At 69.7% G+C, this 20,499-nt stretch carries 18 protein-coding genes, 1 tRNA gene and 2 pseudogenes; 10 read left to right on the top strand and 11 right to left on the bottom strand.

Features of this window, described 5'->3' with window-relative positions; translation table 11 throughout:
• Positions 1–148 precede the first annotated feature (148 nt).
• Positions 149–1,285 (top strand): hypothetical protein, encoded by a 1,137-nt coding sequence (locus tag ASD33_RS32510; protein ID WP_056569646.1) that lies wholly within the window; start codon positions 149–151, stop codon positions 1,283–1,285.
• 23 nt (positions 1,286–1,308) lie between these two features.
• Here ASD33_RS32510 and ASD33_RS32505 read toward each other — a convergent pair whose 3' ends face one another.
• Entirely contained in the window at positions 1,309–1,845 is a 537-nt protein-coding gene (locus ASD33_RS32505; protein WP_056569062.1) for a YbjN domain-containing protein, read from the bottom strand.
• 140 nt (positions 1,846–1,985) lie between these two features.
• Between ASD33_RS32505 and ASD33_RS32500 the strand changes: the two genes are divergently transcribed.
• A complete protein-coding gene (locus tag ASD33_RS32500; protein WP_056569059.1) occupies positions 1,986–2,405 on the top strand; it encodes a hypothetical protein in 420 nt (139 codons plus the stop codon).
• A 1-nt stretch (position 2,406) separates the two neighbouring features.
• On the opposite strand, the gene clpB is transcribed toward ASD33_RS32500, so the two are convergent.
• Entirely contained in the window at positions 2,407–5,022 is a 2,616-nt protein-coding gene (gene clpB, locus ASD33_RS32495) for an ATP-dependent chaperone ClpB (RefSeq protein WP_056569057.1), read from the bottom strand.
• Between the two features lie 110 nt (positions 5,023–5,132).
• Here clpB and ASD33_RS32490 point away from each other — a divergent pair.
• Positions 5,133–5,522: pseudogene (locus ASD33_RS32490) on the top strand (pyridoxamine 5'-phosphate oxidase family protein); the annotation flags it as partial.
• Positions 5,523–5,617: 95 nt separating this feature from the next.
• Here ASD33_RS32490 and ASD33_RS36670 read toward each other — a convergent pair.
• Complete coding sequence (locus ASD33_RS36670; protein WP_057574034.1) at positions 5,618–5,938, bottom strand: hypothetical protein; 321 nt, start codon at positions 5,936–5,938, stop codon at positions 5,618–5,620.
• Positions 5,935–6,192 carry a hypothetical protein gene (locus tag ASD33_RS32485; protein WP_056569053.1) on the bottom strand — a complete coding sequence of 86 codons (258 nt, stop codon included), beginning with the start codon at positions 6,190–6,192 and terminating at the stop codon, positions 5,935–5,937. The genes ASD33_RS36670 and ASD33_RS32485 overlap by 4 nt, the downstream gene beginning before the upstream one ends.
• Before the next feature lie 107 nt (positions 6,193–6,299).
• On the opposite strand from ASD33_RS32485, the gene ASD33_RS32480 reads away from it, so the two are divergent.
• On the top strand, positions 6,300–7,310 hold the full coding sequence (locus ASD33_RS32480) for a helix-turn-helix transcriptional regulator (protein WP_199863636.1): 1,011 nt from the start codon (positions 6,300–6,302) through the stop codon (positions 7,308–7,310).
• A 74-nt stretch (positions 7,311–7,384) separates the two neighbouring features.
• Here ASD33_RS32480 and ASD33_RS32475 read toward each other — a convergent pair whose 3' ends face one another.
• From ASD33_RS32475 to dnaK, 4 genes are read right to left on the bottom strand one after another with little or no spacing between them, the layout of a single operon-like run.
• Positions 7,385–7,828, bottom strand: coding sequence for a helix-turn-helix domain-containing protein (locus ASD33_RS32475; RefSeq protein WP_056569047.1), 444 nt, complete (start codon positions 7,826–7,828; stop codon positions 7,385–7,387).
• Between the two features lie 4 nt (positions 7,829–7,832).
• Positions 7,833–9,017 carry a molecular chaperone DnaJ gene (gene dnaJ / locus ASD33_RS32470; RefSeq protein WP_056569044.1) on the bottom strand — a complete coding sequence of 395 codons (1,185 nt, stop codon included), beginning with the start codon at positions 9,015–9,017 and terminating at the stop codon, positions 7,833–7,835.
• Positions 9,018–9,072: 55 nt separating this feature from the next.
• The gene (gene grpE / locus ASD33_RS32465) at positions 9,073–9,708 is read right to left on the bottom strand and encodes a nucleotide exchange factor GrpE (RefSeq protein WP_056569041.1); all 636 of its coding nucleotides are present in this window, start codon (positions 9,706–9,708) and stop codon (positions 9,073–9,075) included.
• Positions 9,708–11,555, bottom strand: coding sequence for a molecular chaperone DnaK (gene dnaK / locus ASD33_RS32460; protein WP_056569038.1), 1,848 nt, complete (start codon positions 11,553–11,555; stop codon positions 9,708–9,710). The genes grpE and dnaK overlap by 1 nt, the downstream gene beginning before the upstream one ends.
• Positions 11,556–11,767: 212 nt before the next feature.
• On the opposite strand from dnaK, the gene ASD33_RS32455 reads away from it, so the two are divergent.
• The 3 genes from ASD33_RS32455 (at position 11,768) to ASD33_RS32445 (ending at position 15,764) form a co-directional block, all read left to right on the top strand.
• Complete coding sequence (locus tag ASD33_RS32455; protein ID WP_056569034.1) at positions 11,768–12,283, top strand: sugar transferase; 516 nt, start codon at positions 11,768–11,770, stop codon at positions 12,281–12,283.
• Positions 12,284–12,400: 117 nt separating this feature from the next.
• The gene (locus tag ASD33_RS32450) at positions 12,401–14,656 is read left to right on the top strand and encodes a (Fe-S)-binding protein (protein WP_056569031.1); all 2,256 of its coding nucleotides are present in this window, start codon (positions 12,401–12,403) and stop codon (positions 14,654–14,656) included.
• A 205-nt stretch (positions 14,657–14,861) separates the two neighbouring features.
• A complete protein-coding gene (locus ASD33_RS32445; protein WP_056569027.1) occupies positions 14,862–15,764 on the top strand; it encodes a Yip1 family protein in 903 nt (300 codons plus the stop codon).
• A 79-nt stretch (positions 15,765–15,843) separates the two neighbouring features.
• Here ASD33_RS32445 and ASD33_RS32440 read toward each other — a convergent pair whose 3' ends face one another.
• Together ASD33_RS32440 and dcd are read right to left on the bottom strand one after the other, a co-directional pair.
• Entirely contained in the window at positions 15,844–16,341 is a 498-nt protein-coding gene (locus tag ASD33_RS32440) for a phosphoribosyltransferase (protein WP_056569024.1), read from the bottom strand.
• Between the two features lie 13 nt (positions 16,342–16,354).
• Positions 16,355–16,930, bottom strand: coding sequence for a dCTP deaminase (gene dcd, locus ASD33_RS32435; RefSeq protein WP_030209939.1), 576 nt, complete (start codon positions 16,928–16,930; stop codon positions 16,355–16,357).
• 415 nt (positions 16,931–17,345) lie between these two features.
• Here dcd and ASD33_RS32425 point away from each other — a divergent pair.
• Both ASD33_RS32425 and ASD33_RS32420 read left to right on the top strand, forming a co-directional pair.
• Positions 17,346–17,416, top strand: a tRNA-Gly gene (locus tag ASD33_RS32425).
• A gap of 186 nt (positions 17,417–17,602) precedes the next feature.
• A complete protein-coding gene (locus ASD33_RS32420; protein ID WP_056569643.1) occupies positions 17,603–18,712 on the top strand; it encodes a hypothetical protein in 1,110 nt (369 codons plus the stop codon).
• Here the strand turns inward: ASD33_RS32420 and ASD33_RS32415 are convergent.
• Positions 18,709–19,554, bottom strand: a pseudogene (locus ASD33_RS32415) (site-specific integrase); the annotation flags it as partial. The gene ASD33_RS32420 and the pseudogene ASD33_RS32415 sit on opposite strands and share 4 nt — an antisense overlap.
• Positions 19,555–20,223: 669 nt before the next feature.
• On the opposite strand from ASD33_RS32415, the gene ASD33_RS35955 reads away from it, so the two are divergent.
• Positions 20,224–20,499, top strand: a 276-nt coding sequence (locus tag ASD33_RS35955) for a hypothetical protein (RefSeq protein ID WP_206780093.1), incomplete at its 3' end; no start/stop codon positions are given.

Below are 20,499 nucleotides of genomic sequence, written 5' to 3'. Positions count from 1 at the left end.
GCGCCCCCCGGGCGCCGGGCCGATGGTCGGGTAGACCGATTTATCGGCAGTGACCGGTTTCCCGCGCGCCCGGAGGTGCACCCTGTCCGCCGAGACCCTCGACCGGCCGACGACCACCGCGGTCCGGGACAGCCCGGACCGACGGGCCGTGCGCCGCGCCCCCCGGTGGCGCGCCGCGCTCCGCCGGGCCGCGCCCGCGCTCGGGCTCTTCGCCGCCGCCCGGCTCACCGGCGTGCTGGTCCTCGCGCTCTGGGCCCGGCACACCGGCCGCTCGCCCCGGACGCTCCTCGCGACCTCCTGGGACTCCGGGTGGTACACCGGGATCGCGGCCCACGGCTACGGGCGGACCCTGCACGGCGCCCACGACATGATCCTGTCCGACCTGGCCTTCTTCCCGCTCTACCCGGCGCTCGTGCGGGCCGTCACCACCGTGCTGCCGGTCGCCGGGGGCACCGCCGGGCTGCTGCTGTCCTGGCTCGCCGCCGGGGCCGCCGCATGGGGCGTCTACGCGGTCGGGGAGCGGCTGCGGGGGCGGGCCACCGCCGTCGTGCTCGTCCTGCTGTGGGGACTGCTGCCGCACTCGATCGTGCTGACCATGGCGTACACGGAGCCGGTCATGACCGCCTTCGCCGCCTGGGCGCTGTACGCGCTGCTGACCCGCCGCTGGCTCTGGGCGGCCTCCCTCGCGAGCCTCGCCGGGCTCACCCGCCCCAACGGCATCGCGGTCGCCGCCGCCGTCCTGACCGCCGTCGCCTGCGAGCTGTGGCGGACCCGCGGCCGGGCCGGGTCCCGGGTGTGGGCGGCCGCCTGCCTCGCGCCGGCCGGCTGGCTCGCGTATCTGCTCTGGGTGGGGGCCCGCCGGGGCGACCTGCTCGGCGGCTACTTCGCGGTGCAGTCGGGCTGGACCTCCCGCTTCGACCTCGGGAAGGGCGCCCTGCTGTTCGTCCGGGAGATGCTGGGCGGTCCGACCCAGTTCGGCTTCGCGATGGCGCTGCTCCTCACCGGCGCGGGGGTGCTGCTCTTCGCGCTCGTCGTGTGCGGGGAGCGGCTGCCGCTGCCCGTCCTCGCGTACACGGCGGTGCTCGTGCTCATCGCGGTCGGCGGCTCTGGCTTCTTCGAGTCGAAGCCGCGGTTCCTGCTCCCGGCCTTCCCGCTGCTGCTGCCGCTCGCCGGGGCACTGACGAAAGCCCGGCCGAGGGCCGCGGTCGTGGTGATCGCGGCCCTGGCCGGGCTCTCGTTCTGCTACGGGGCCTACGCCCTCACGCTCGCGCGCATGGCGATCTGAGCCGAGCGGCCCAGCGAGGGGGCTTACGCCTCCTCGTCGCCCTCGGCCTTCTCCTCGGGGGACTCCAGGCCGAACTGCTCGACGATCCACTTGTCGAACTCGATGGAGGCGCGGACCCAGCTGACCGTGGAGGACACGAAGTGCTCCAGGGCGACGCCGGTGCCGATCAGCATCTGCGCCTCACCGATGAGGCGGAGGGTGGCGGAGCCGTCCTCCTCCTCGTGCAGGTGCGTGTAGACCTTCGGCCACAGGGTGCGGCGGTTCCAGTCGTCGATCGCGTCGAGGACCCTGGCGCGGTCGTCGGCGGAGTGCGGGCGGTCGTAGAACGTCCGCACCGAGAAGACCTGCTGCTCGTCCTCGCCGCGGAACATGAAGTACGTGCGGAACTCCTCCCACGGCGCCGCGAGGTCACCCTCGTCGTCGACGACGTACTTCAGCTCCATCTGCTCGAGGAGCTGCTTGACGAGGTCCTGGTCGGGGACGACGGGGCCCGCCGGTCCTGCGGCCTGAGGCTGGGGCTGGCCCCCGAAATTCGGAATCGAGGACGGGTCGATGCTCACCGTGAATTTCCCTTCGTACGGATGCTCGCCATCCTCCCCCATGCCGGGCGGTACGTGGCAAGTCCCACCTCCCGCGATCCGCTGCGGGCTGACAAGATCTGGTGCTCATGGGGGAGAAAACGGGGAACAGGACGAAACCGGTGCGCCCGCGGCCGTGGACCTGGGTCTGGGTGTCGGCGGCGGTGACCCTCGTGTGCGGCGGCCCGCTGGCCCTGCTCGTCTGGGGCGCGATGGCCTGGGACGAGATCGGCGAGCCGAAGCCGGTCGACTGCGCCCAGCTGATGGCCTTCGCCAAGGGAAGCCTGCCGATGAGCGCCGAGGACGCCCGGTGCACGGCGGCCCACTGGCAGGACACCCATGCGGAGGCCGAGTTCCGGATGCCGCGCTCCGAGCTCGGGGGGTGGCTGGACGCGACCTATCCGACGGGCGAGCCGCCGCACTCCTGCGAGGTGGACCGCTGTGTGAACGTGTCCTTCGACGACGTGCTCTACGTGCACCTCCGGGTCACGTACGAGGACGGCGGCACCGCCCTCGTACGCGTGGAGGCCTTCGACCTCTGAGTCAGAGGGACTTTCCGGACGGGGCCGGGTCCGCCGCCCCGACGATCAGGCCGTCCTCGAAGCGGTCCACCCGGACCGTGTCGCCGTCGACGACCTCGCCCGCGAGGATCTCCTTGGCGAGCCGGTCCCCGATCGCCGTCTGGATGAGACGGCGCAGCGGCCGGGCGCCGTACGCCGGGTCGTTGCCCTCCTCGGCCAGCCACTCCAGGGCCTCCGGGGTGACGTCCAGGGTGAGCCGCCGCTCGGCGAGCCGCTTCGCGAGCCGGTCGATCTGGAGCCGTGCGATCCGGCCCAGCTCGGCCCGGTCGAGGGCGGAGAAGACCACCAGGTCGTCGAGCCGGTTGAGGAACTCCGGCTTGAAGCTGGCCCGCACCACGTCCAGGACCTGCTGCTTCTTGACGTCCTCGGGGGTCGAGGGGTCGACGAGGTACTGGCTGCCGAGGTTCGAGGTCAGGATCAGGATGGTGTTGCGGAAGTCCACCGTCCGGCCCTGTCCGTCAGTGAGCCGGCCGTCGTCCAGGACCTGGAGCAGGACGTCGAAGACCTCCGGGTGCGCCTTCTCCACCTCGTCGAGCAGGACCACGCTGTACGGGCGGCGGCGGACCGCCTCCGTGAGCTGGCCGCCCTCCTCGTACCCGACGTAGCCGGGGGGCGCGCCGACCAGCCGGGCGACGCTGTGCTTCTCGCCGTACTCCGACATGTCGATGCGGATCATGGCCCGCTCGTCGTCGAAGAGGAAGTCCGCGAGCGCCTTCGCCAGCTCCGTCTTGCCGACGCCGGTGGGGCCGAGGAAGAGGAAGGAGCCGGTGGGCCGGTCGGGGTCCGCGATGCCCGCGCGGGTGCGGCGGACGGCGTCGGAGACCGCCTGGACGGCCTCGGACTGGCCGATCAGCCGCCTGCCGAGCTCGTCCTCCATGCGGAGCAGCTTCCGCGTCTCGCCCTCCAGGAGGCGGCCGGCGGGGATGCCGGTCCAGGAGCCGACCACGTCCGCGATGTCATCGGGACCGACCTCCTCCTTGACCATGGTGTCCTTGGAGGACTCCTGCTGGGCCTCGGCCTCGGAGGCCTCCGCCAGCTCCCGCTCCAGGGCCGGGATCTCGCCGTAGAGCAGCTTGGACGCGGTGTCGAAGTCGCCGTCGCGCTGGGCGCGCTCGGCGCGGCCCCGGACCTCGTCGAGGCGCTCCTTCAGCTCGCCGACCCGGTTGAGGGACTGCTTCTCCTTCTCCCAGCGGGCGGTGAGGCCCCGCAGCTCCTCCTCGCGGTCGGCGAGGTCGCGCCGCAGCTTCTCCAGGCGCTGCCTGCTCGCCGCGTCCGTCTCGTTCTTCAGGGCCAGCTCCTCCATGCGGAGCCGGTCCACGGAGCGCTGGAGCTCGTCGATCTCGACGGGCGAGGAGTCGATCTCCATGCGGAGCCGTGAGGCGGCCTCGTCGACGAGGTCGATGGCCTTGTCGGGGAGGAAGCGGGAGGTGATGTACCGGTCGGAGAGGGTCGCGGCGGCCACCAGCGCGGAGTCGTTGATCTGCACCTTGTGATGGGCCTCGTAGCGGCCCTTGAGACCGCGGAGGATCGCGATGGTGTCCTCGACGGTCGGCTCGGCGACCAGGACCTGCTGGAAGCGGCGCTCCAGGGCGGGGTCCTTCTCGATCCGCTCGCGGTACTCGTCGAGGGTGGTCGCGCCGACCATCCGCAGCTCGCCGCGGGCCAGCATCGGCTTGAGCATGTTGCCCGCGTCCATGGCGGAGTCGCCGCCGGCGCCCGCGCCGACGACCGTGTGCAGCTCGTCGATGAAGGTGATGATCTGGCCGTCGCTCGCCTTGATCTCGGAGAGCACGGTCTTCAGGCGCTCCTCGAACTCGCCGCGGTACTTGGCTCCCGCGACCATCGCGCCGAGGTCGAGCGAGACCAGCCGCTTGTTCTTCAGCGACTCGGGCACGTCGCCCTTCACGATCCGCTGGGCGAGGCCCTCGACGACGGCGGTCTTGCCGACGCCGGGCTCACCGATGAGGACCGGGTTGTTCTTGGTGCGGCGGGACAGCACCTGCACGACGCGGCGGATCTCGTGGTCCCGGCCGATGACCGGGTCGAGCTTGCCCTCGCGCGCGGCGGCCGTGAAGTCCGTGCCGAACTTCTCCAGCGCCTTGTACTGCCCCTCCGGGTCGGGTGTGGTCACCCGGCGTCCTCCCCTGCTCTTCTCGAAAGCGTCGAGCAGCTTCGAAGCGCTCGCGCCCTGCCGGTCGAGGATCTCACCGGCCGGCCCGCCCTTGGCGGCGAGCCCGATCAGGAGGTGCTCGGTGGACAGGAAGTCGTCGCCCAGCTCCTTGGCCCGCTTGTCGGCGTCGGCGATGACCGCGAGGAAGTCGCGGCTGGGCTGCGGGGGCGCGACCGTGGACCCCGTGACGCTCGGCAGGGCGGCGAGCAGCCGCTCCGCGCCGGCGCGCACGACCGCCTGGTCGGCCTCGACGGCGGCGAGCAGATCGGTGATGTTCTCGTTCTCCTGACCCGTCAGGAGTGCCAGCAGGAGATGGGCGGGGGTCAGGTCGGCGTGCCCCTCGGACACGGCACGGCTGCTCGCCGCGTTGATCGCGTCCCGGCTCCGGTTGGTCAGTTCGGCGTCCACGTGCGGTGCTCCTCCTGGGTTCTCGTGGGTCCTCTCCCTTTATGACCCCTCCAGGGTACACAAAGTTGAGCCACCTCCGCTCAAGGTATCGGGGAGTGTAGTTTCCGGGCATGGCCACAGACCCGAGGAACCCCTCCGACTCGTACCTCAGCTTCTGGCGCGAGTACCACATGTGCACCCTGACCACCCCGCGCCCGGACGGCACCCCGCACGTCGTGGCGGTGGGCGTCACCTACGACCCCGAGCAGGGGTACGCGCGGGTCATCACCAACAAGAACAGCCGGAAGGTCGCCCACGTGCTCGCGGCCGGCGCGGACGGCGCGCGGGTCGCGGTCTGCCAGGTCGACAAGGGGCGCTGGGCCACCCTGGAGGGCGTCGCGCACGTCCGCACGGAGGCGGAGACCGTCGCGGACGCGGTGGCGCGCTACGCGGAGCGCTACGGGCGCACGCCGAGCCCCAACCCGGACCGGGTCGTCATCGAGATCGCCCTCACCCGGGCGCGGAAAAGCACAGCGACGCCATCGCGTTTCAGGTCCGCGATGGCGCCGCTGTGTGGGGGAAGTGCCGGAGCGATCTACAACGACGGGGGAATCGCTCAGGCACTGCGGGGGGTGGCGGGGATGGTCTCTGGTTCGATCAGCTGGTGGTCCCGCTGGTCGAGGTTGACGAAGATCATGCCGTACCGGATGGCACAGCGGATGGGCTGTGGGGCGCCGCGCGGGCGGCGGAGACACCGGTACGCGCGGACGTCCTCGTCCTGCTCCCGGGCCACCACGATCGGCTCCCCGAAGAGAGTCACCCGCAACGCGTCGCCACGGTGGGGGATGGCCGTGGCGAGGTCGACGAAGTGCCACCCGGACCGGTAGGCCGAAGCCATCTCCCGGCGGAACCTGGGGTCGTCCGGCGGCACGGTCACGCGCCCGCGCCCTTGGGAGCGAACTCCCAGGAGGGCTCGTCGGGCGTGAAGCCGTCCCGCGGAGCGACCTCCCACGAGGGCTCGGTCGGTCCCGCCCACAGGTCGTGAGCCGCGTTGCTCTCCCACGAGGGCTCGCCCGGCCCTGCCACGGAATGCGCCGGGGTGCTCTCCCACGAGGGCTCGCCGACGGCGAGTGCGCCGAGAGCAGCCGCCGCAACGGCTATGGCGCTAAGTGCACGAACCATCCTGGTCATGGCCGATCTCCACCTCTTTTGATCACTACCTCCCCCCCGCGAGTAAGACGATGGCTCACTCCCGACCCTTTTCACCAGCCAACCCGGGCATCATGTTCCTGTAATTCATGACCCTGAGGGGGGTGCAAATGAGGCGAGAATGCGACGAGTCCGGTCATAAGCACAGTCACGGTGAACTATGCGACGTGGGCAAGGAGCTCTATGCGAGTGCGCTCCGCACCGGCCGCATAGCCCGCGCGGACGCCGAAGCGGCCCCCTGCCTCAAGGAACTGTCCCTCCTCCACCCGGACCCGGACGACAGCGAGTGGCTGCACCCCGTGCCGCCCTCGATCGCCCTGAACCAGCTCGTGCATCCCATCGAGCAGGAGATACAGGTCCGCCGGCAGCACGCCATCGCGCTGGCCGACGCGTTCGAGCCGTTCATGGCCATCCACACGCAGGATCCCTCCGGCGCCCAGGCCATCACCGTCCTCGAAGGCCTCAGCGTCATCAACGCCACCCTCGACCGGGTCATCAACGAGTGCACGGTCGAACTCCTCACCATCCAGCCCGGCAGCGGCCGCCGCCCCGAGACCCTGGAAGCCGCGCTGCGCCGCATGGAACCGCTCCTGGACCGCGGCGTCCGGATGCGCACCCTCTACCAGCACACGGCCCGGCACCACCCCGCCACCCTCGCCTACGTCGAACGCGTCGCCCCCTACGGGCTCGAACTGCGCACCCTGGAAGAGATCGTCGACCGGCTGATCATCGTCGACCGCAAGGTCGCCTTCGTGCCCGCGCGCAGCGACCGCCAGGTCGCCCTGGAACTGCGCCACGAGGGCCTCGTCCAGTACCTCGTCGGCGTCTTCGACCAGTTCTGGCTGCACGGCGTGCCCTGGGAGGAGGAGATCCCCTACAGCCCCTCCGTGGACGGCATCGGCGGCGTCCAGCGCTCCATCGCCAAACTCCTCGTCGAGGGCCATGTCGACGAGGCCATCGCCCGCCGCCTCGGCATGAACGTCCGCACCTGCCGCGCCCACATCGCCAAGCTCGCCGCCACCCTCGGCAGCGGCAGCCGGGCCCAGCTCGGCTACCTCATCGCCCAGTCGGGCATCCTCGACCGGGCGCCGGAGAAGTAGGACGCCCGAGCCGTACGGCAACGCGGGAGGCCCCCTCCACAGCCTGTGGAAGGGGCCTCCCGCGTGTGTCCGTGCTACTCGGCGCGCTTGGGGCGCCAGACCACCAGCGCGCTCGCCTGCTGCACGTCCTGGTACGGCACCAGATCGCGCCGGTAGGAGGCGTGCACCTGGGCCTCGCGCTGCCGCATCGCCGCCGCCGCGCCGTCGACGGCCGCCGACAGCTCCGCGATCCGGCTCTGCAGGGCCGCGACCTGGTTCTCCAGTTCGATGATGCGCTTGATCCCGGCCAGGTTGATGCCCTCGTCCTGCGACAGCTGCTGCACCTGACGGAGCAGCTCGATGTCACGGGCCGAGTAGCGCCGGCCGCGGCCGGCCGTACGGTCCGGGGAGACCAGACCGAGACGGTCGTACTGCCGCAGGGTCTGCGGGTGCAGACCGGAGAGCTGGGCCGCCACCGAGATGACGTACACCGGCGACTCGTCGGTCAGTTCGTACGGATTGCGTCGGCGCCCGTCCACCGGGTCACGCTCCCTTCGCGGCCTGGAACAGCTCCGCCCGGGGGTCCTCCGAGGCGGTCGCCTCGCGGTAGGTCTCCAGGGCATCGCGTGCCTTGTCGTCCAGCTCCTTCGGCACCGCGACCTCGACCGTCACGAGGAGGTCGCCGCGGGTGCCGTCCTTGCGGACCGCGCCCTTGCCCCGGGCGCGCATGGTCCGGCCGTTCGGGGTGCCCGCGGGCAGCTTGAGCGTGACCGCGGGGCCGCCGAGGGTCGGCACCTTCACCTCGCCGCCGAGCGCCGCCTCCGTGAAGGAGACCGGCACGGTGACGGTGAGGTTGTCGTCCTTGCGGCCGAAGACCGGGTGGGTGTCGACGTGCACGACGACGTAGAGGTCGCCGTTCTGCCCGCCGCGCTCGCCCGGCGCTCCCTTGCCCCGCAGACGGATCTTCTGGTTGTCGCTGACGCCCGCCGGGATGCGGACCTGCATGGTTCGGGAGGACTTGGCCCGGCCGCTGCCCTTGCAGACCTCGCAGGGGTTCTCGGCGATCAGGCCGCGGCCCTTGCAGTCCACGCAGGGGTCGGTCAGCGAGAAGCCGCCGCCGCTGCCGCGCGAGACCTGCCCGGTGCCGACACAGGTCGGGCACACCCGGGGGGTGCCGTTCTTGTCGCCGGTCCCCGAACACGCCGTGCACGGCTGCTGGCTGGACATCCGCAGCGGTACGGTCGCGCCCTCGATGGCCTCGGTGAAGCTGAGCGTCACCTCGGACTCGATGTCCTGGCCGCGCCGCGGCTGGGTACGGGTGCCCCCGCCGGCGCCACGGTTGAACAGGCCGCCGAAGACGTCCCCGATGCCACCGCCGCCACCGCCTCCGCCGAAGCCGCCCGCTCCGCCCTGGGCGCCCCCGAAGAGGTCGCCCAGGTCGAAGTTGAACGAGCCTCCGCCGGGGCCGCCGGGCGACCGGAAGCCGCCGTTCCCGAAGAGCGCGCGGGCCTCGTCGTACTCCTTGCGCTTCTTGGGGTCGCCGAGGATGTCGTTCGCCTCGGAGATCTCCTTGAAGCGCTCCTCGGCCTTGGCGTCGTTCTTGTTGGCGTCCGGGTGGTTCTCGCGGGCGAGCTTCCGGTACGCCTTCTTGATCTCGGCCTCGGTGGCGTCCTTGGGGACGCCGAGAACCTTGTAGTAGTCCTTCTCGACGAAGTCCTTCGTGCTCATCGACGTCCCTCCTTCCGGACTGCTCCGGTCACGGCTGTCACTCGGTCTACGGCTGTTACTCGCTGTCCTTCTCGGACGTGTCGGGGTCCTCCGACTCGTCCGCCTTCGCCTGCGCCCCCGGCTGGGGCTCGGCGACGGCCACGCGGGCGGGCCGGATGGTCCGCTCGCCGATCCGGTACCCCGGCTGCAGGATCGCCACGCAGGTCGTCTCGGTGACGTCCGGCGCGTACGAGTGCATCAGGGCCTCGTGGATCGTCGGGTCGAAGGGCTCGCCCTCCTTGCCGAACTGCTGGAGGCCCATCTTGGCGACGACGGTCTCCGTCGACTCGGCCACCGACTTGAACCCGCCCACGAGCTCGCCGTGGTCCCGGGCCCGGCCGATGTCGTCGAGCACGGGCAGCAGCTCGGTCAGGAGGCTCGCGACGGCGATCTCCTTGACCGTGACCCGGTCCCGCTCCACACGGCGGCGGTAGTTCTGGTACTCGGCCTGGAGCCGCTGGAGATCCGCGGTGCGCTCGTCGAGCGCGGTACGGGTCTGGTCCAGCTGCGCCAGAAGGGCTACGTCGGTAGCGTCCCCGGCCGGGGCCGCCCCCTCCGCCTTGTCGGCGGAGGCGGCGGCCTCGGTCTCCTCGGGCGTGCCGTCGGCGGGGACGTCGGGCTCCTCCTCGAAGCCCGGGGTCTCCTTCGACATCAGGCAGCGCCACCCTTCGGCTTGTCCTCGTCGACGATCTCGGCGTCGACGACGTCGTCGTCGGCCGGGGCCTGCTGGCCGGCGCCGGCGTCGCCGCCCGCGGCCTGCGCGCCCTGGGCGTCGGCGTACATCGCCTGGCCGAGCTTCTGGGAGACGGCCGCGACCTTCTCGGTGGCCGTACGGATCTCGGCGGTGTCCTCGCCCTTGAGCTTCTCCTTCAGCTCGACGAGCGCGGCCTCGACCTCGGCCTTGACGTCACCGGGGACCTTGTCCTCGTTGTCCTTGAGGAACTTCTCCGTCTGGTAGACGAGCTGCTCGCCCTGGTTGCGGGACTCGGCGGCCTCGCGGCGACGGTGGTCCTCGTCCGCGTACTGCTCGGCCTCCTGGCGCATCCGGTCGACCTCGTCCTTCGGCAGCGAGGAGCCGCCGGTGACGGTCATCTTCTGCTCCTTGCCCGTGCCCAGGTCCTTCGCGGTCACGTGCATGATGCCGTTGGCGTCGATGTCGAAGGCGACCTCGATCTGCGGGACGCCACGCGGGGCCGGCGGCAGACCGGTCAGCTCGAACATGCCGAGCTTCTTGTTGTACGCCGCGATCTCGCGCTCGCCCTGGTAGACCTGGATCTGGACGGACGGCTGGTTGTCCTCGGCCGTCGTGAAGATCTCGGACCGCTTGGTCGGGATCGTGGTGTTGCGCTCGATGAGCTTGGTCATGATCCCTCCCTTGGTCTCGATGCCGAGGGACAGCGGGGTCACGTCGAGGAGCAGGACGTCCTTGACCTCGCCCTTGAGGACACCGGCCTGGAGCGCGGCGCCGATGGCGACGACCTCGTCCGGGTTGACGCCCTTGTTGGCGTCCTGACCGCCGGTCAGCTCCTTGACGAGCTCCGCGACGGCCGGCATACGGGTCGAACCACCGACGAGAACGACGTGGTCGATCTCGGAGAGGTTGATGCCCGCGTCCTTGATGACGTTGTGGAACGGCACCTTGCAGCGGTCGAGCAGGTCCGAGGTCAGCTGCTGGAACTGGGCGCGCGTGAGCTTCTCGTCCAGGTGCAGCGGGCCCTCGGCGGAAGCCGTGATGTAGGGCAGGTTGATCGACGTCTCGGTCGAGGACGACAGCTCGATCTTCGCCTTCTCCGCGGCCTCGCGGAGACGCTGGAGAGCCATCTTGTCCTTGGCCAGGTCGACGCCGTGGCCGTTCTGGAACTGCGTCACCAGGTAGTCGACGACGCGCTGGTCCCAGTCGTCACCACCGAGGTGGTTGTCACCGTTGGTGGCCTTCACCTCGACGACGCCGTCGCCGATCTCCAGGAGGGACACGTCGAAGGTGCCGCCACCGAGGTCGAAGACGAGGATCGTCTGGTCGTCCTTGTCGAGGCCGTACGCGAGGGCCGCGGCGGTCGGCTCGTTGACGATGCGCAGGACGTTGAGGCCCGCGATCTCACCGGCCTCCTTGGTCGCCTGGCGCTCGGAGTCGTTGAAGTACGCCGGGACGGTGATGACCGCGTCGACGACCTTCTCGCCCAGGTAGGCCTCGGCGTCGCGCTTCAGCTTCTGCAGGATGAAGGCGCTCATCTGCTGCGGGTTGAAGTTCTTGCCGTCGATCTCGATCTTCCAGTCGGTGCCCATGTGGCGCTTGACCGACCGGATGGTCCTGTCGACGTTGGTGACGGCCTGACGCTTGGCCACCTCGCCGACGAGCACCTCGCCGTTCTTCGCGAAGGCGACGACGGACGGCGTGGTCCTGGCGCCCTCGGCGTTGGTGATGACGGTGGGCTCGCCGCCTTCGAGAACGCTGACGACGGAGTTAGTCGTGCCCAGGTCGATGCCGACCGCACGTGCCATTTCGATTCCTCCAGCTGACGTACTTGAGTGGAACTGACTCAAGGATGCATGACGAACGGAAGTACGTCAACAGACCTGAGTCGAGTCGACTCAACTCTTCACCCGCCAGGGCGCTCACGGAGGCGCCTTCAGCGCGCGTCGCTCCCCTTCGTCCAGGTTCGCATGAGAGAGTCCGGACATATCCCAGGATTCCCGCCGGAGGGTGTGACCGCATGACGGCGAAGCGCGCGTTCGACCTGGCGGGCGGGATGCTCCTGCTCCTCGTCCTCTCGCCGCTGATCGCCGGCACCGCCCTCTCCGTCACCCTCAGCGGCAGCGGCGCGGTCCTGCGCCGCCGCACCGTGGCGGGCCTGGAGGGCCGGCCCTTCACGATGCTGACCTTCCGCACGAAGGGGCCGCTGGCCGCGCTGCCCCTGCTGCTGCACGTGGTCGGGGGCCGGATGTCGCTGGTCGGACCGTGTCCGCTGACCCCGGGCCACCGCGAGTGCGCGGGCGAGGGCCGCCGCCGGCTCTCCGTACGCCCGGGGCTGACCGGGCCGTGGCAGATCAGCGGCCGCTCGGACCTGCCGTGGGAGGAGCGCGAGCTGCTCGACCTCCACTACGTGGACCACCACTGGCTGGGGATGGATCTGACGATCCTGGCGCGTACGCTTCCAGCAGTCCGCAGGCGTCGCGCGGCAAGGTTTCCCCGGGTCACGCGGACGGTTTCGCCCGTGTCGCGCGGATAGGTTTGCCTGAGCGACACATATCACCGCGAGCGCCGCTACAGCGCGGCGCCGCGACCGGGTAATCTCAGCGGGAACTCAATAAGTTACCGCTTAGTAGGCCCGCCCGAGGAGCCCGTCATGCAACTCGCCGCGATCATCGTGTCGATCGCCATCACGGTGGTGGCCGTCGCGCTGTTCGGCCGCGCCACCGTGCAGATCTACCGCTTCGTGCGGCTCGGTCAGCCCGTACCGGCCGGCACGCGCACCGGAGACCCCAAGCAGCGCACCATCACGCTGGTCAAGGAATTCCTCGGCCACACCCGGATGAACCGCTGGGGCATCGTCGGCTTCGCGCACTGGTTCGTGGCGGTGGGCTTCTTCTCGCTGCTCCTGACGATCGTCAACGCCTTCGGCCAGCTCTTCCAGGCCGACTGGCTGATCCCGATCATCGGCGACTGGCTGCCGTACGAGATCTTCACCGAGTTCCTCGGCCTGATGACGGTCCTCGGCATCGTGACCCTCATCGTGATCCGGCAGCTCAGCAAGCCGACCAAGGCCGGCCGCAAGTCCCGCTTCGCGGGCTCCAAGACCGGCCAGGCCTACTTCGTCGAGGCCGTCATCCTGATCGTCGGCGTCTGCATCATGACGCTCCGCGCCCTCGAAGGCGTCCAGCACCACGTGACCAGCTGGGAGCCGGGCTTCTTCGCCTCGTACCCGCTGATCGCGCTGCTCGACGGCCTGGACCTGAGCACGATCCAGTACCTCACCTACGGCTTCGCCTGCCTCAAGATCGTCACGTCCTTCACCTGGATGATCACGGTCTCGCTCAACACCAACATGGGCGTCGCCTGGCACCGCTTCCTCGGCTTCCCGAACATCTGGTTCAAGCGCAACGCCGACGGCTCCACCGCCCTCGGCGCGCTCCAGCCGATGTCCACGGGCGGCCAGGAGATCGACTGGGAGGACCCGGCCGAGGACGCCGTCTTCGGTGTCTCCCAGGTCGAGCAGTTCTCCTGGAAGGGCATCCTCGACTTCTCCACCTGCACCGAGTGCGGCCGCTGCCAGTCGCAGTGCCCCGCCTGGAACACCGGCAAGCCCCTCTCCCCCAAGCTCCTCATCATGTCGCTGCGCGACCACGCGCACGCCAAGGCGCCGTACCTGCTCGCGGGCGGCGGCAAGGACATGGAGGGCAACGAGAAGGCCACGCCGGAGCAGCTCAAGGACGTCCCCGCGTCGGCGATCGCCGAGGCCGAGCGCCCCCTCATCGGCACCGCCGAGGAGAACGGCGTCATCGACCCCGACGTCCTGTGGTCCTGCACCACCTGCGGCGCCTGCGTCGAGCAGTGCCCGGTCGACATCGAGCACATCGACCACATCGTCGACATGCGCCGCTACCAGGTGATGATCGAGAGCGCGTTCCCGTCCGAGGCGGGCACGATGCTCAAGAACCTGGAGAAGAAGGGCAACCCCTGGGGCCTGGCGAAGAAGCAGCGCGTCGAGTGGACCAAGGAGGTCGACTTCGAGGTCCCGATCATCGGCAAGGACGCGGAGGACCTCTCCGAGTTCGACTACCTCTACTGGGTCGGCTGCGCCGGCGCCCTGGAGGACCGGGCCAAGAAGACCACCAAGGCCTTCGCGGAGCTGCTGCACATGGCGGGCGTCAAGTTCGCGATCATGGGCGGCGACGAGAAGTGCACCGGTGACTCCCCCCGCCGTCTGGGCAACGAGCCGCTGTTCCAGCAGCTCGCGGCCGAGAACGTCGCGATGCTGAACATGGCGTTCGGCGAGGACGACGAGGACGAGTCGACGAAGAAGCCGAAGTCGGCGAAGCGGATCGTCTCGACCTGCCCGCACTGCTTCAACACCATCGCCAACGAGTACCCGCAGCTCGGCGGCGAGTACGAGGTCATCCACCACACCCAGCTGCTCCAGCACCTCATCGACGAGGGCAAGCTGGTCCCGGTGACCCCGGTCGACGGCCTGATCACCTACCACGACCCCTGCTACCTGGGCCGTCACAACAAGGTGTACACGCCGCCGCGCGAGATCATGTCCGCCGTCCCCGGCCTGCGCCAGCAGGAGATGCACCGCCACAAGGAGCGCGGCTTCTGCTGCGGCGCCGGTGGTGCCCGGATGTGGATGGAGGAGCGGATCGGCAAGCGCATCAACAACGAGCGCGTCGACGAGGCCCTGTCCCTCAACCCGGACATCGTCTCCACCGCCTGCCCGTTCTGCCTGGTCATGCTGACCGACTCGGTCAACGGCAAGAAGAACGAGGGCAAGGCGAAGGAGTCCGTCACCGTCGTGGACGTGGCGCAGCTGCTCCTGGAATCGGTGAAGACCCCGGTCGACCCGGAGCCGGAGCCCTCGGAGGAGCCGGAACCGGCGGTCTGAGCCCGAACGGAACCTGAGCAGAGCCTCAGCAGAGAAGGGCCGCCCCGCGTGATGCGCGGGGCGGCCCTTTCCCGTACGCCCCCGGGAACGCCCCTCCCCCGACCCCCGGGACCCCTCCAGGACACCCCCTAGGGGATGTCACAGCTCAGTGGCAAGGCCCGGTCCGGGGAGCGCGCGCACGGCGGAAGCGGGTACGTTCGACGACGTGGCTGGATTCAGGAACGGACGCGGCCGGGACAACCGCCCCCCGCAACAACAACCGCAGCAGGCGCCGTACGGGTACAACGCGGCCCCGCCGCCGCACCCGCAGCAGCAGTGGCCCCAGCAGGGCCCGGACAGGGGCCCGGCCCCGTACGGGCAACAGGGTGGGCGCCAGGGCGGCGGACAGCAGTACGGCGGGCAGCAGGGCGGGCAGCCCTACGGCGAGCCCGAGTACTTCGGCGACCCCTACGGGCAGCCGCAGCACCCGCACGCGTCCACGGCGAACAACCCGGGCCACACCCAGATGTTCAGCGTCGACGACCCCTACGGCCAGGCCGGGCCGGCGCCCGCCCCCGTACCCACGGGCCCCCGGCTCCCCTGGAAGGCCCTCCTGAGCGGCATCGTGCTGCGTCCGGCGGACACCTTCCTGCGGATGCGGGACCACGCCGTCTGGGGCCCGGCGCTGATCGTCACGTTCCTCTACGGGCTCCTCGCGATCTTCGGCTTCGACCGGGCCCGCGAAGAGGTGATCAACGCGACCCTGTCGACGGCGATCCCCTACGTGCTGATGACGGCCGCGGGCTTCGTCCTCGGTGGGCTCATCCTGGGCGCGGTCACCCACACCCTCGCCCGCCAGCTGGGCGGCGACGGGGCCTGGCAGCCGACCGTGGGCCTGTCGATGCTGATCATGTCGATGACGGACGCGCCCCGGCTGGTCTTCGCGGTCTTCCTGGGCGGCGAGAACGGCCTGGTCCAGGTCCTGGGCTGGCTGACGTGGCTGGCGGCCGGAGCGCTCTTCACCGTGATGGTCAGCCGCTCGCACGACCTGCCGTGGCCGAAGGCGCTGGGCGCGTCGGCGATCCAGCTGGTGGCGCTGCTGAGCCTGATCAAGCTGGGCACGCTGTAACGACGTATCGCGTGGCACGAGATGCGAGAAGGCCCCCACCGGCGACGGTGGGGGCCTTCCGTGTGACGCGGGGTGCGGCTCAGGCGTCGAGGATCTGGCCCTCACGCTTGACGACGGGCGGCTCGACCGACCAGGGGAAGTTGATCCACTCGTCGGTCTTCTTCCACACGTACTCGCACTTCACGAGGGAGTGCGACTTCTCGTAGATGACGGCCGAACGGACCTCGGCGACGTGGTCGACGCAGAAGTCGTGGACGAGCTTGAGGGTCTTGCCCGTGTCGGCGACGTCGTCGGCGATCAGCACCTTCTTGTCGCTGAAGTCGATCGTGTTGGGGACGGGCGCGAGCATGACCGGCATCTCCAGGGTCGTACCGACCCCGGTGTAGAACTCCACGTTCACGAGGTGGATGTTCTTGCAGTCCAGCGCGTAGGCCAGGCCGCCGGCGACGAAGACACCGCCGCGGGCGATCGACAGCACGACGTCCGGCTCGTAACCGTCGTCGGCGACGGCCTGCGCCAGCTCGCGGACGGCGCGCCCGAAACCCTCGTACGTCAGGTTCTCGCGTACTTCACTCATGCCTGCGACCGCCTCACACCTGGGTCCGATGGAAGTTCATGAACGAGCGGGAGGCCGTCGGCCCCCGCTGGCCCTGGTACCGGGAGCCGTACCGCTCGCTCCCGTACGGGAACTCGGCGGGCGAGCTGAGCCGGAACATGCAGAGCTGCCCGATCTTCATACCCGGCCACAGCTTGATCGGCAGGGTCGCGAGGTTCGACAGCTCCAGGGTCACGTGCCCCGAGAAACCGGGGTCGATGAACCCGGCGGTCGAGTGCGTGACCAGCCCGAGCCGCCCCAGGGAACTCTTCCCCTCGAGGCGCGACGCGATGTCGTCCGGAAGGGTGATGACCTCGTAGGTCGAGGCGAGCACGAACTCGCCGGGGTGGAGGATGAACGCCTCGTCCCCCTCCGGCTCGACCTCACGGGTCAGGTCCAGCTGCTCGACGGCGGGGTCGATGTGGGGGTGGCGGTGGTTCTCGAACACCCGGAAGAAGCGGTCAAGCCTCACGTCGATGCTCGAGGGCTGCACCATGGATTCGTCGTACGGGTCGATGCGCACCCGTCCGGCATCGATCTCGGCCCGGATGTCCTTGTCTGAGAGAAGCACGCCCCCACGATACGCACGATACGAAGAGGGCGCGGACCTGCCCCGATCGGCAGACGCCCGCGCCCCGGCGCCTCACGGCTCAGCGCCGTCCGGCCTCCACCGGCACCGCGTGCCGCAGCCGCGCACACCGCGGACACCGGATGAGCCGCCCTGGCCCGATCCGCCCGGCCCCGAGCTGCTGAAGCGGGAACGAAGCGGTACTGAACACGTGCCCCTCGGCACAACGGACGACGGTGCGCTCCATCGAACCCATCAAGTCCCTTCCCCTACACATGCGGTGGACGAGCAGCCACATTAGGGGATGAAGGGGACACCCTCCAGACGGCACTCCGCACACGAAAAGGCATGAGCTTCGCCTCAAGTGGACCATGGGGTACAGTGTGCAACGATGCGGCAGGGATCATCCGGCCGCTGTGCGGATGTAGTTTAATGGTAGAACATGAGCTTCCCAAGCTTATAGCGCGGGTTCGATTCCCGTCATCCGCTCTTCCACGAAGCCCCAGGTCAGCGACCTGGGGCTTCGTTGTTGTCCAGACCTACCGGGGGCCGCGTGCCATTCATGTGCCATAGGGACCTCATGCGGCATCAGGGCAGCGGCCGATCCAGACCGCGCGTCATCGGGAATGGCGAACCTGGGTGAGATTGATCTGGCTCGGCTTCGTGAACCGAAGGATCGCTCCTGCAGGCCGGCGAATCGGAAGGGGAAGGCATCCTGAGGACGCCGGCTCTCCGTGGGAGGACCGCGCGGAGTGGCTCCTGACCGAGGCGCTGGTCGGATCAACAGCCGTGACGGACTTCCGCGAGGTCGATGCTTTCCGTGACCCCTGGGGGACCACGAGGGAAAGCCGGTCCAGGACGGGAACGCGAGAGGACTGGTTCTCGGAACTCATCAGTCGCGCTTCGGAGATCCGGCCCGCGCTCGCGCCCCGGCCTTACTGGCCTCAGCGACAGGGACGCGGCTTGTCTGCCGACGGGAGCACAGCCCGAGATGTCCGCCGCGACTTCGCACGGATCGTTGCCGATTTCGTGGGCAACGACTACCTGGTCGAGCAGTTCGGCGAGGAGTGCGTCGACGGGCCGGACGACCTGCCCGAGGCCTCCGCGCTGATCGAACGGCGCCTGGGCATTCCAGACCTGTGGCCCCTGACCCCGACCACCTGGGACGAGGACACCTTCTACGGTCTGATCGAGGTCTTCCACGACCTCGTCAGCCGTCCCCGGCTCCGGAGCTTCCACTCCTGCGGCGGGTGCGGGTGGCACCACTCAGAATTCCACAACGGACCTGCCCGAATCCTCTACCGCGCGAAGATCAACGAGCTACTGCGCAAAGCCGGAATCGAGTACGAGCTCGCCGCTGAAGGTGAGGACCTGGGACGGCTCGTCGCCGTGACCGACGACGCGCGTCGTCAGCTGGTGCACCGCGTCCTCAACGACAGCCCTCCCGCCGTCACCGACCGTGTCCGGCACGCCGTCGCACTCTTCCGCGCCCGCGACGCATCTCTGGAGAGCAAGCGGTCGGCCATCGTTGCCGCCGTCGGCATCCTGGAGGAACGCCGTGCCCTGATTCGCGAAGACCTCGGAAAGCCCGACGACGGGGCCCTGTTCGAAATCGCCAACAGATTCGACCTGCGTCACCGGCGGGCGGACCAGCTCGCCAACTACAACGACGCCTTCCTCGACTGGGTCTTCTGGTGGTACCTCGCCACCGTCGAGCTGACCAACAAGCTGATCGAGGCAGCGGAACCCGCGAAGGCCGGAACCGCTTCTGAGCCTCCCTTCTAGCAGGCTGGGAAGCAGCAGGTGGGGGTCCACTCCGGACCTCCACCTGGGCCTGTCGCCTCACCCGCGCAGCTCCACCGGAACCCGCGGGCGGAACCGGGAACCTGTGGACAGCGGCGGCTGCGCCCCCACCCAGGGCCCCGAACCGCCGTGCGCTGACGGCGCACATCGGCGTCGATGGCGTCGGCGAGCTTGCGCTGGTGCGCCTTGGTGGAGTGCTGGTAGATCAGCTGTGCCCGCTCGGACGACTGGCCCGCTCGGACCATCAGATCCTTCAGCTTGGCGCCGGTGTCGGCGGCGAGCGTGTTGCCGGTGTGCCGGAGGTCGTAGAAGCGGAACTCCTTCGGCATGCCGACCGCGTCGCGGGCCTTGCGCCATTTGCGGCCGAAGGTGGTGCCGCGCAGGGCCGCGCCCCTCTCCCCCACGAAGACAAGGCCGTCGGGCCCGTCCTGCGCGAACCACTCCAGGTGCCGGCGGACGTCCAGGAGGACGAAGCCGGGAAGCATGATCTCCCGTTTGCCCGCCCGGGACTTGGGGTCCCCGATCACACGGCGACCGGTGTTCAGCTCCGGAGCGGCCCGCCGCACCCGTACCGCCCCGGTGTCGAGGTCGACGTCCGCGCGGCGCAGTTCGGCCAGCTCCTCCGGACGCATGGAGGCGAAGGCACCGAGCAGGACCATCAGCCGCCAGCGGATCCCGATGGCCTCGGCGAGGGCGAAGACCTGCTCGATGGAGGCCACGGGCCGCTCGTCCGCGTCCTCGCGGCCTGCCCCGCGGATGGAGCAGGGGTTCCGCCGGATCAGATCGTCCTCGACCGCGGTCTGCATGATCGCCTTCAGAGAACGCGGCTGAGCCGGTCTCCCCGATGGCCCACTCGCCCTCCTGGCTCGCCCCGACCCTCAGTCGTAGAATTGGAGACGGATCGAGCACGCTCACGTGTGGCGATCCGGAAGGGCGGCCTCGGCGGAGTGAATGCGCTGGGGCCGTTGTGACGACCGCCGCCATGAGACCCGCGCGAGCGGCGTCAAGGCGCCGCCCGGTACTGGTGACCCACCTTGCGTGCGAGGTCCAGCCCGAGAACGCGGGGACGCGACGCGGGGACGCCGAGATCATCAGCCAGCACGGCATGGGGCGTGTCGCAGGAGATCGGCAAGGCGGCCGACGTGCCTCATCGATGCGCTCTCCCACGCTCATGGCGCGGGTTCGATTCCCGTCATCCGCTCTTGAGCGAAGGCCCAGGTCAGCGACCTGGGCCTTCGTCGTGATCTAGACCTGTCGGGCCTGACTCGTGCCCTCCTCGTGCCCAACTGGTGAATGGGCCCCTTCGGGGCGGGCCCTTCGCCGTCGCAAGATGCGACCGCGACGACCTGGGTGGCGCCACCGTCCCTCGCCGTGCGAATACGCCCTCCCAGAAGGCGGTGGACCGGAGGAGGCCGACGCGGGCTCACCACCGCATCGCCCCTGTGAGCTGCGGGTAGGACTCCCCGGACTCCGACCCGCAGACGCACGTTGCGATGACCCGCCGACGCCGCAGCCGGTTGACCGCCTTGCTTCCTGAACGCCACTTTCGAAGGAATGAATACCTGTGTTCGCGGCCTGAGATTTTAACTGCCATCGCGGAGAGAGTTTTTGCCAGCGACACACAGGGGGAAATATTCGACGCACACGGGCTGCGGCGACATGCTACTGTCGAACTCAGTTGCAGTTTTGGTACCCGAAAAATCTTCGAGCGTCTCCCGTCGGCCGCAGGTCGCACGGAAGCGCTTTGTATTTCCGGTCGTTTTCCGGGC

It is taken from the genome of Streptomyces sp. Root1304, from assembly GCF_001426405.1.
Lineage (GTDB): Bacteria > Actinomycetota > Actinomycetes > Streptomycetales > Streptomycetaceae > Streptomyces.
Note: the sequence above shows the minus strand (reverse complement) of the source record. Positions and strands in the feature narration are given on the sequence as shown.

What these genes read in the sequence shown, in the direction of transcription:
- ASD33_RS32485 (WP_056569053.1), bottom strand. Translation starts at nt 6,192, where the DNA reads ATGACCAGGATGGTTCGTGCACTTAGCGCCATAGCCGTTGCGGCGGCT.
- ASD33_RS32480 (WP_199863636.1), top strand. Translation starts at nt 6,300, where the DNA reads ATGACCCTGAGGGGGGTGCAAATGAGGCGAGAATGCGACGAGTCCGGT.
- dnaJ (WP_056569044.1), bottom strand. Translation starts at nt 9,017, where the DNA reads ATGAGCACGAAGGACTTCGTCGAGAAGGACTACTACAAGGTTCTCGGC.
- grpE (WP_056569041.1), bottom strand. Translation starts at nt 9,708, where the DNA reads ATGTCGAAGGAGACCCCGGGCTTCGAGGAGGAGCCCGACGTCCCCGCC.
- dnaK (WP_056569038.1), bottom strand. Translation starts at nt 11,555, where the DNA reads ATGGCACGTGCGGTCGGCATCGACCTGGGCACGACTAACTCCGTCGTC.
- ASD33_RS32455 (WP_056569034.1), top strand. Translation starts at nt 11,768, where the DNA reads ATGACGGCGAAGCGCGCGTTCGACCTGGCGGGCGGGATGCTCCTGCTC.
- ASD33_RS32450 (WP_056569031.1), top strand. Translation starts at nt 12,401, where the DNA reads ATGCAACTCGCCGCGATCATCGTGTCGATCGCCATCACGGTGGTGGCC.
- ASD33_RS32440 (WP_056569024.1), bottom strand. Translation starts at nt 16,341, where the DNA reads ATGAGTGAAGTACGCGAGAACCTGACGTACGAGGGTTTCGGGCGCGCC.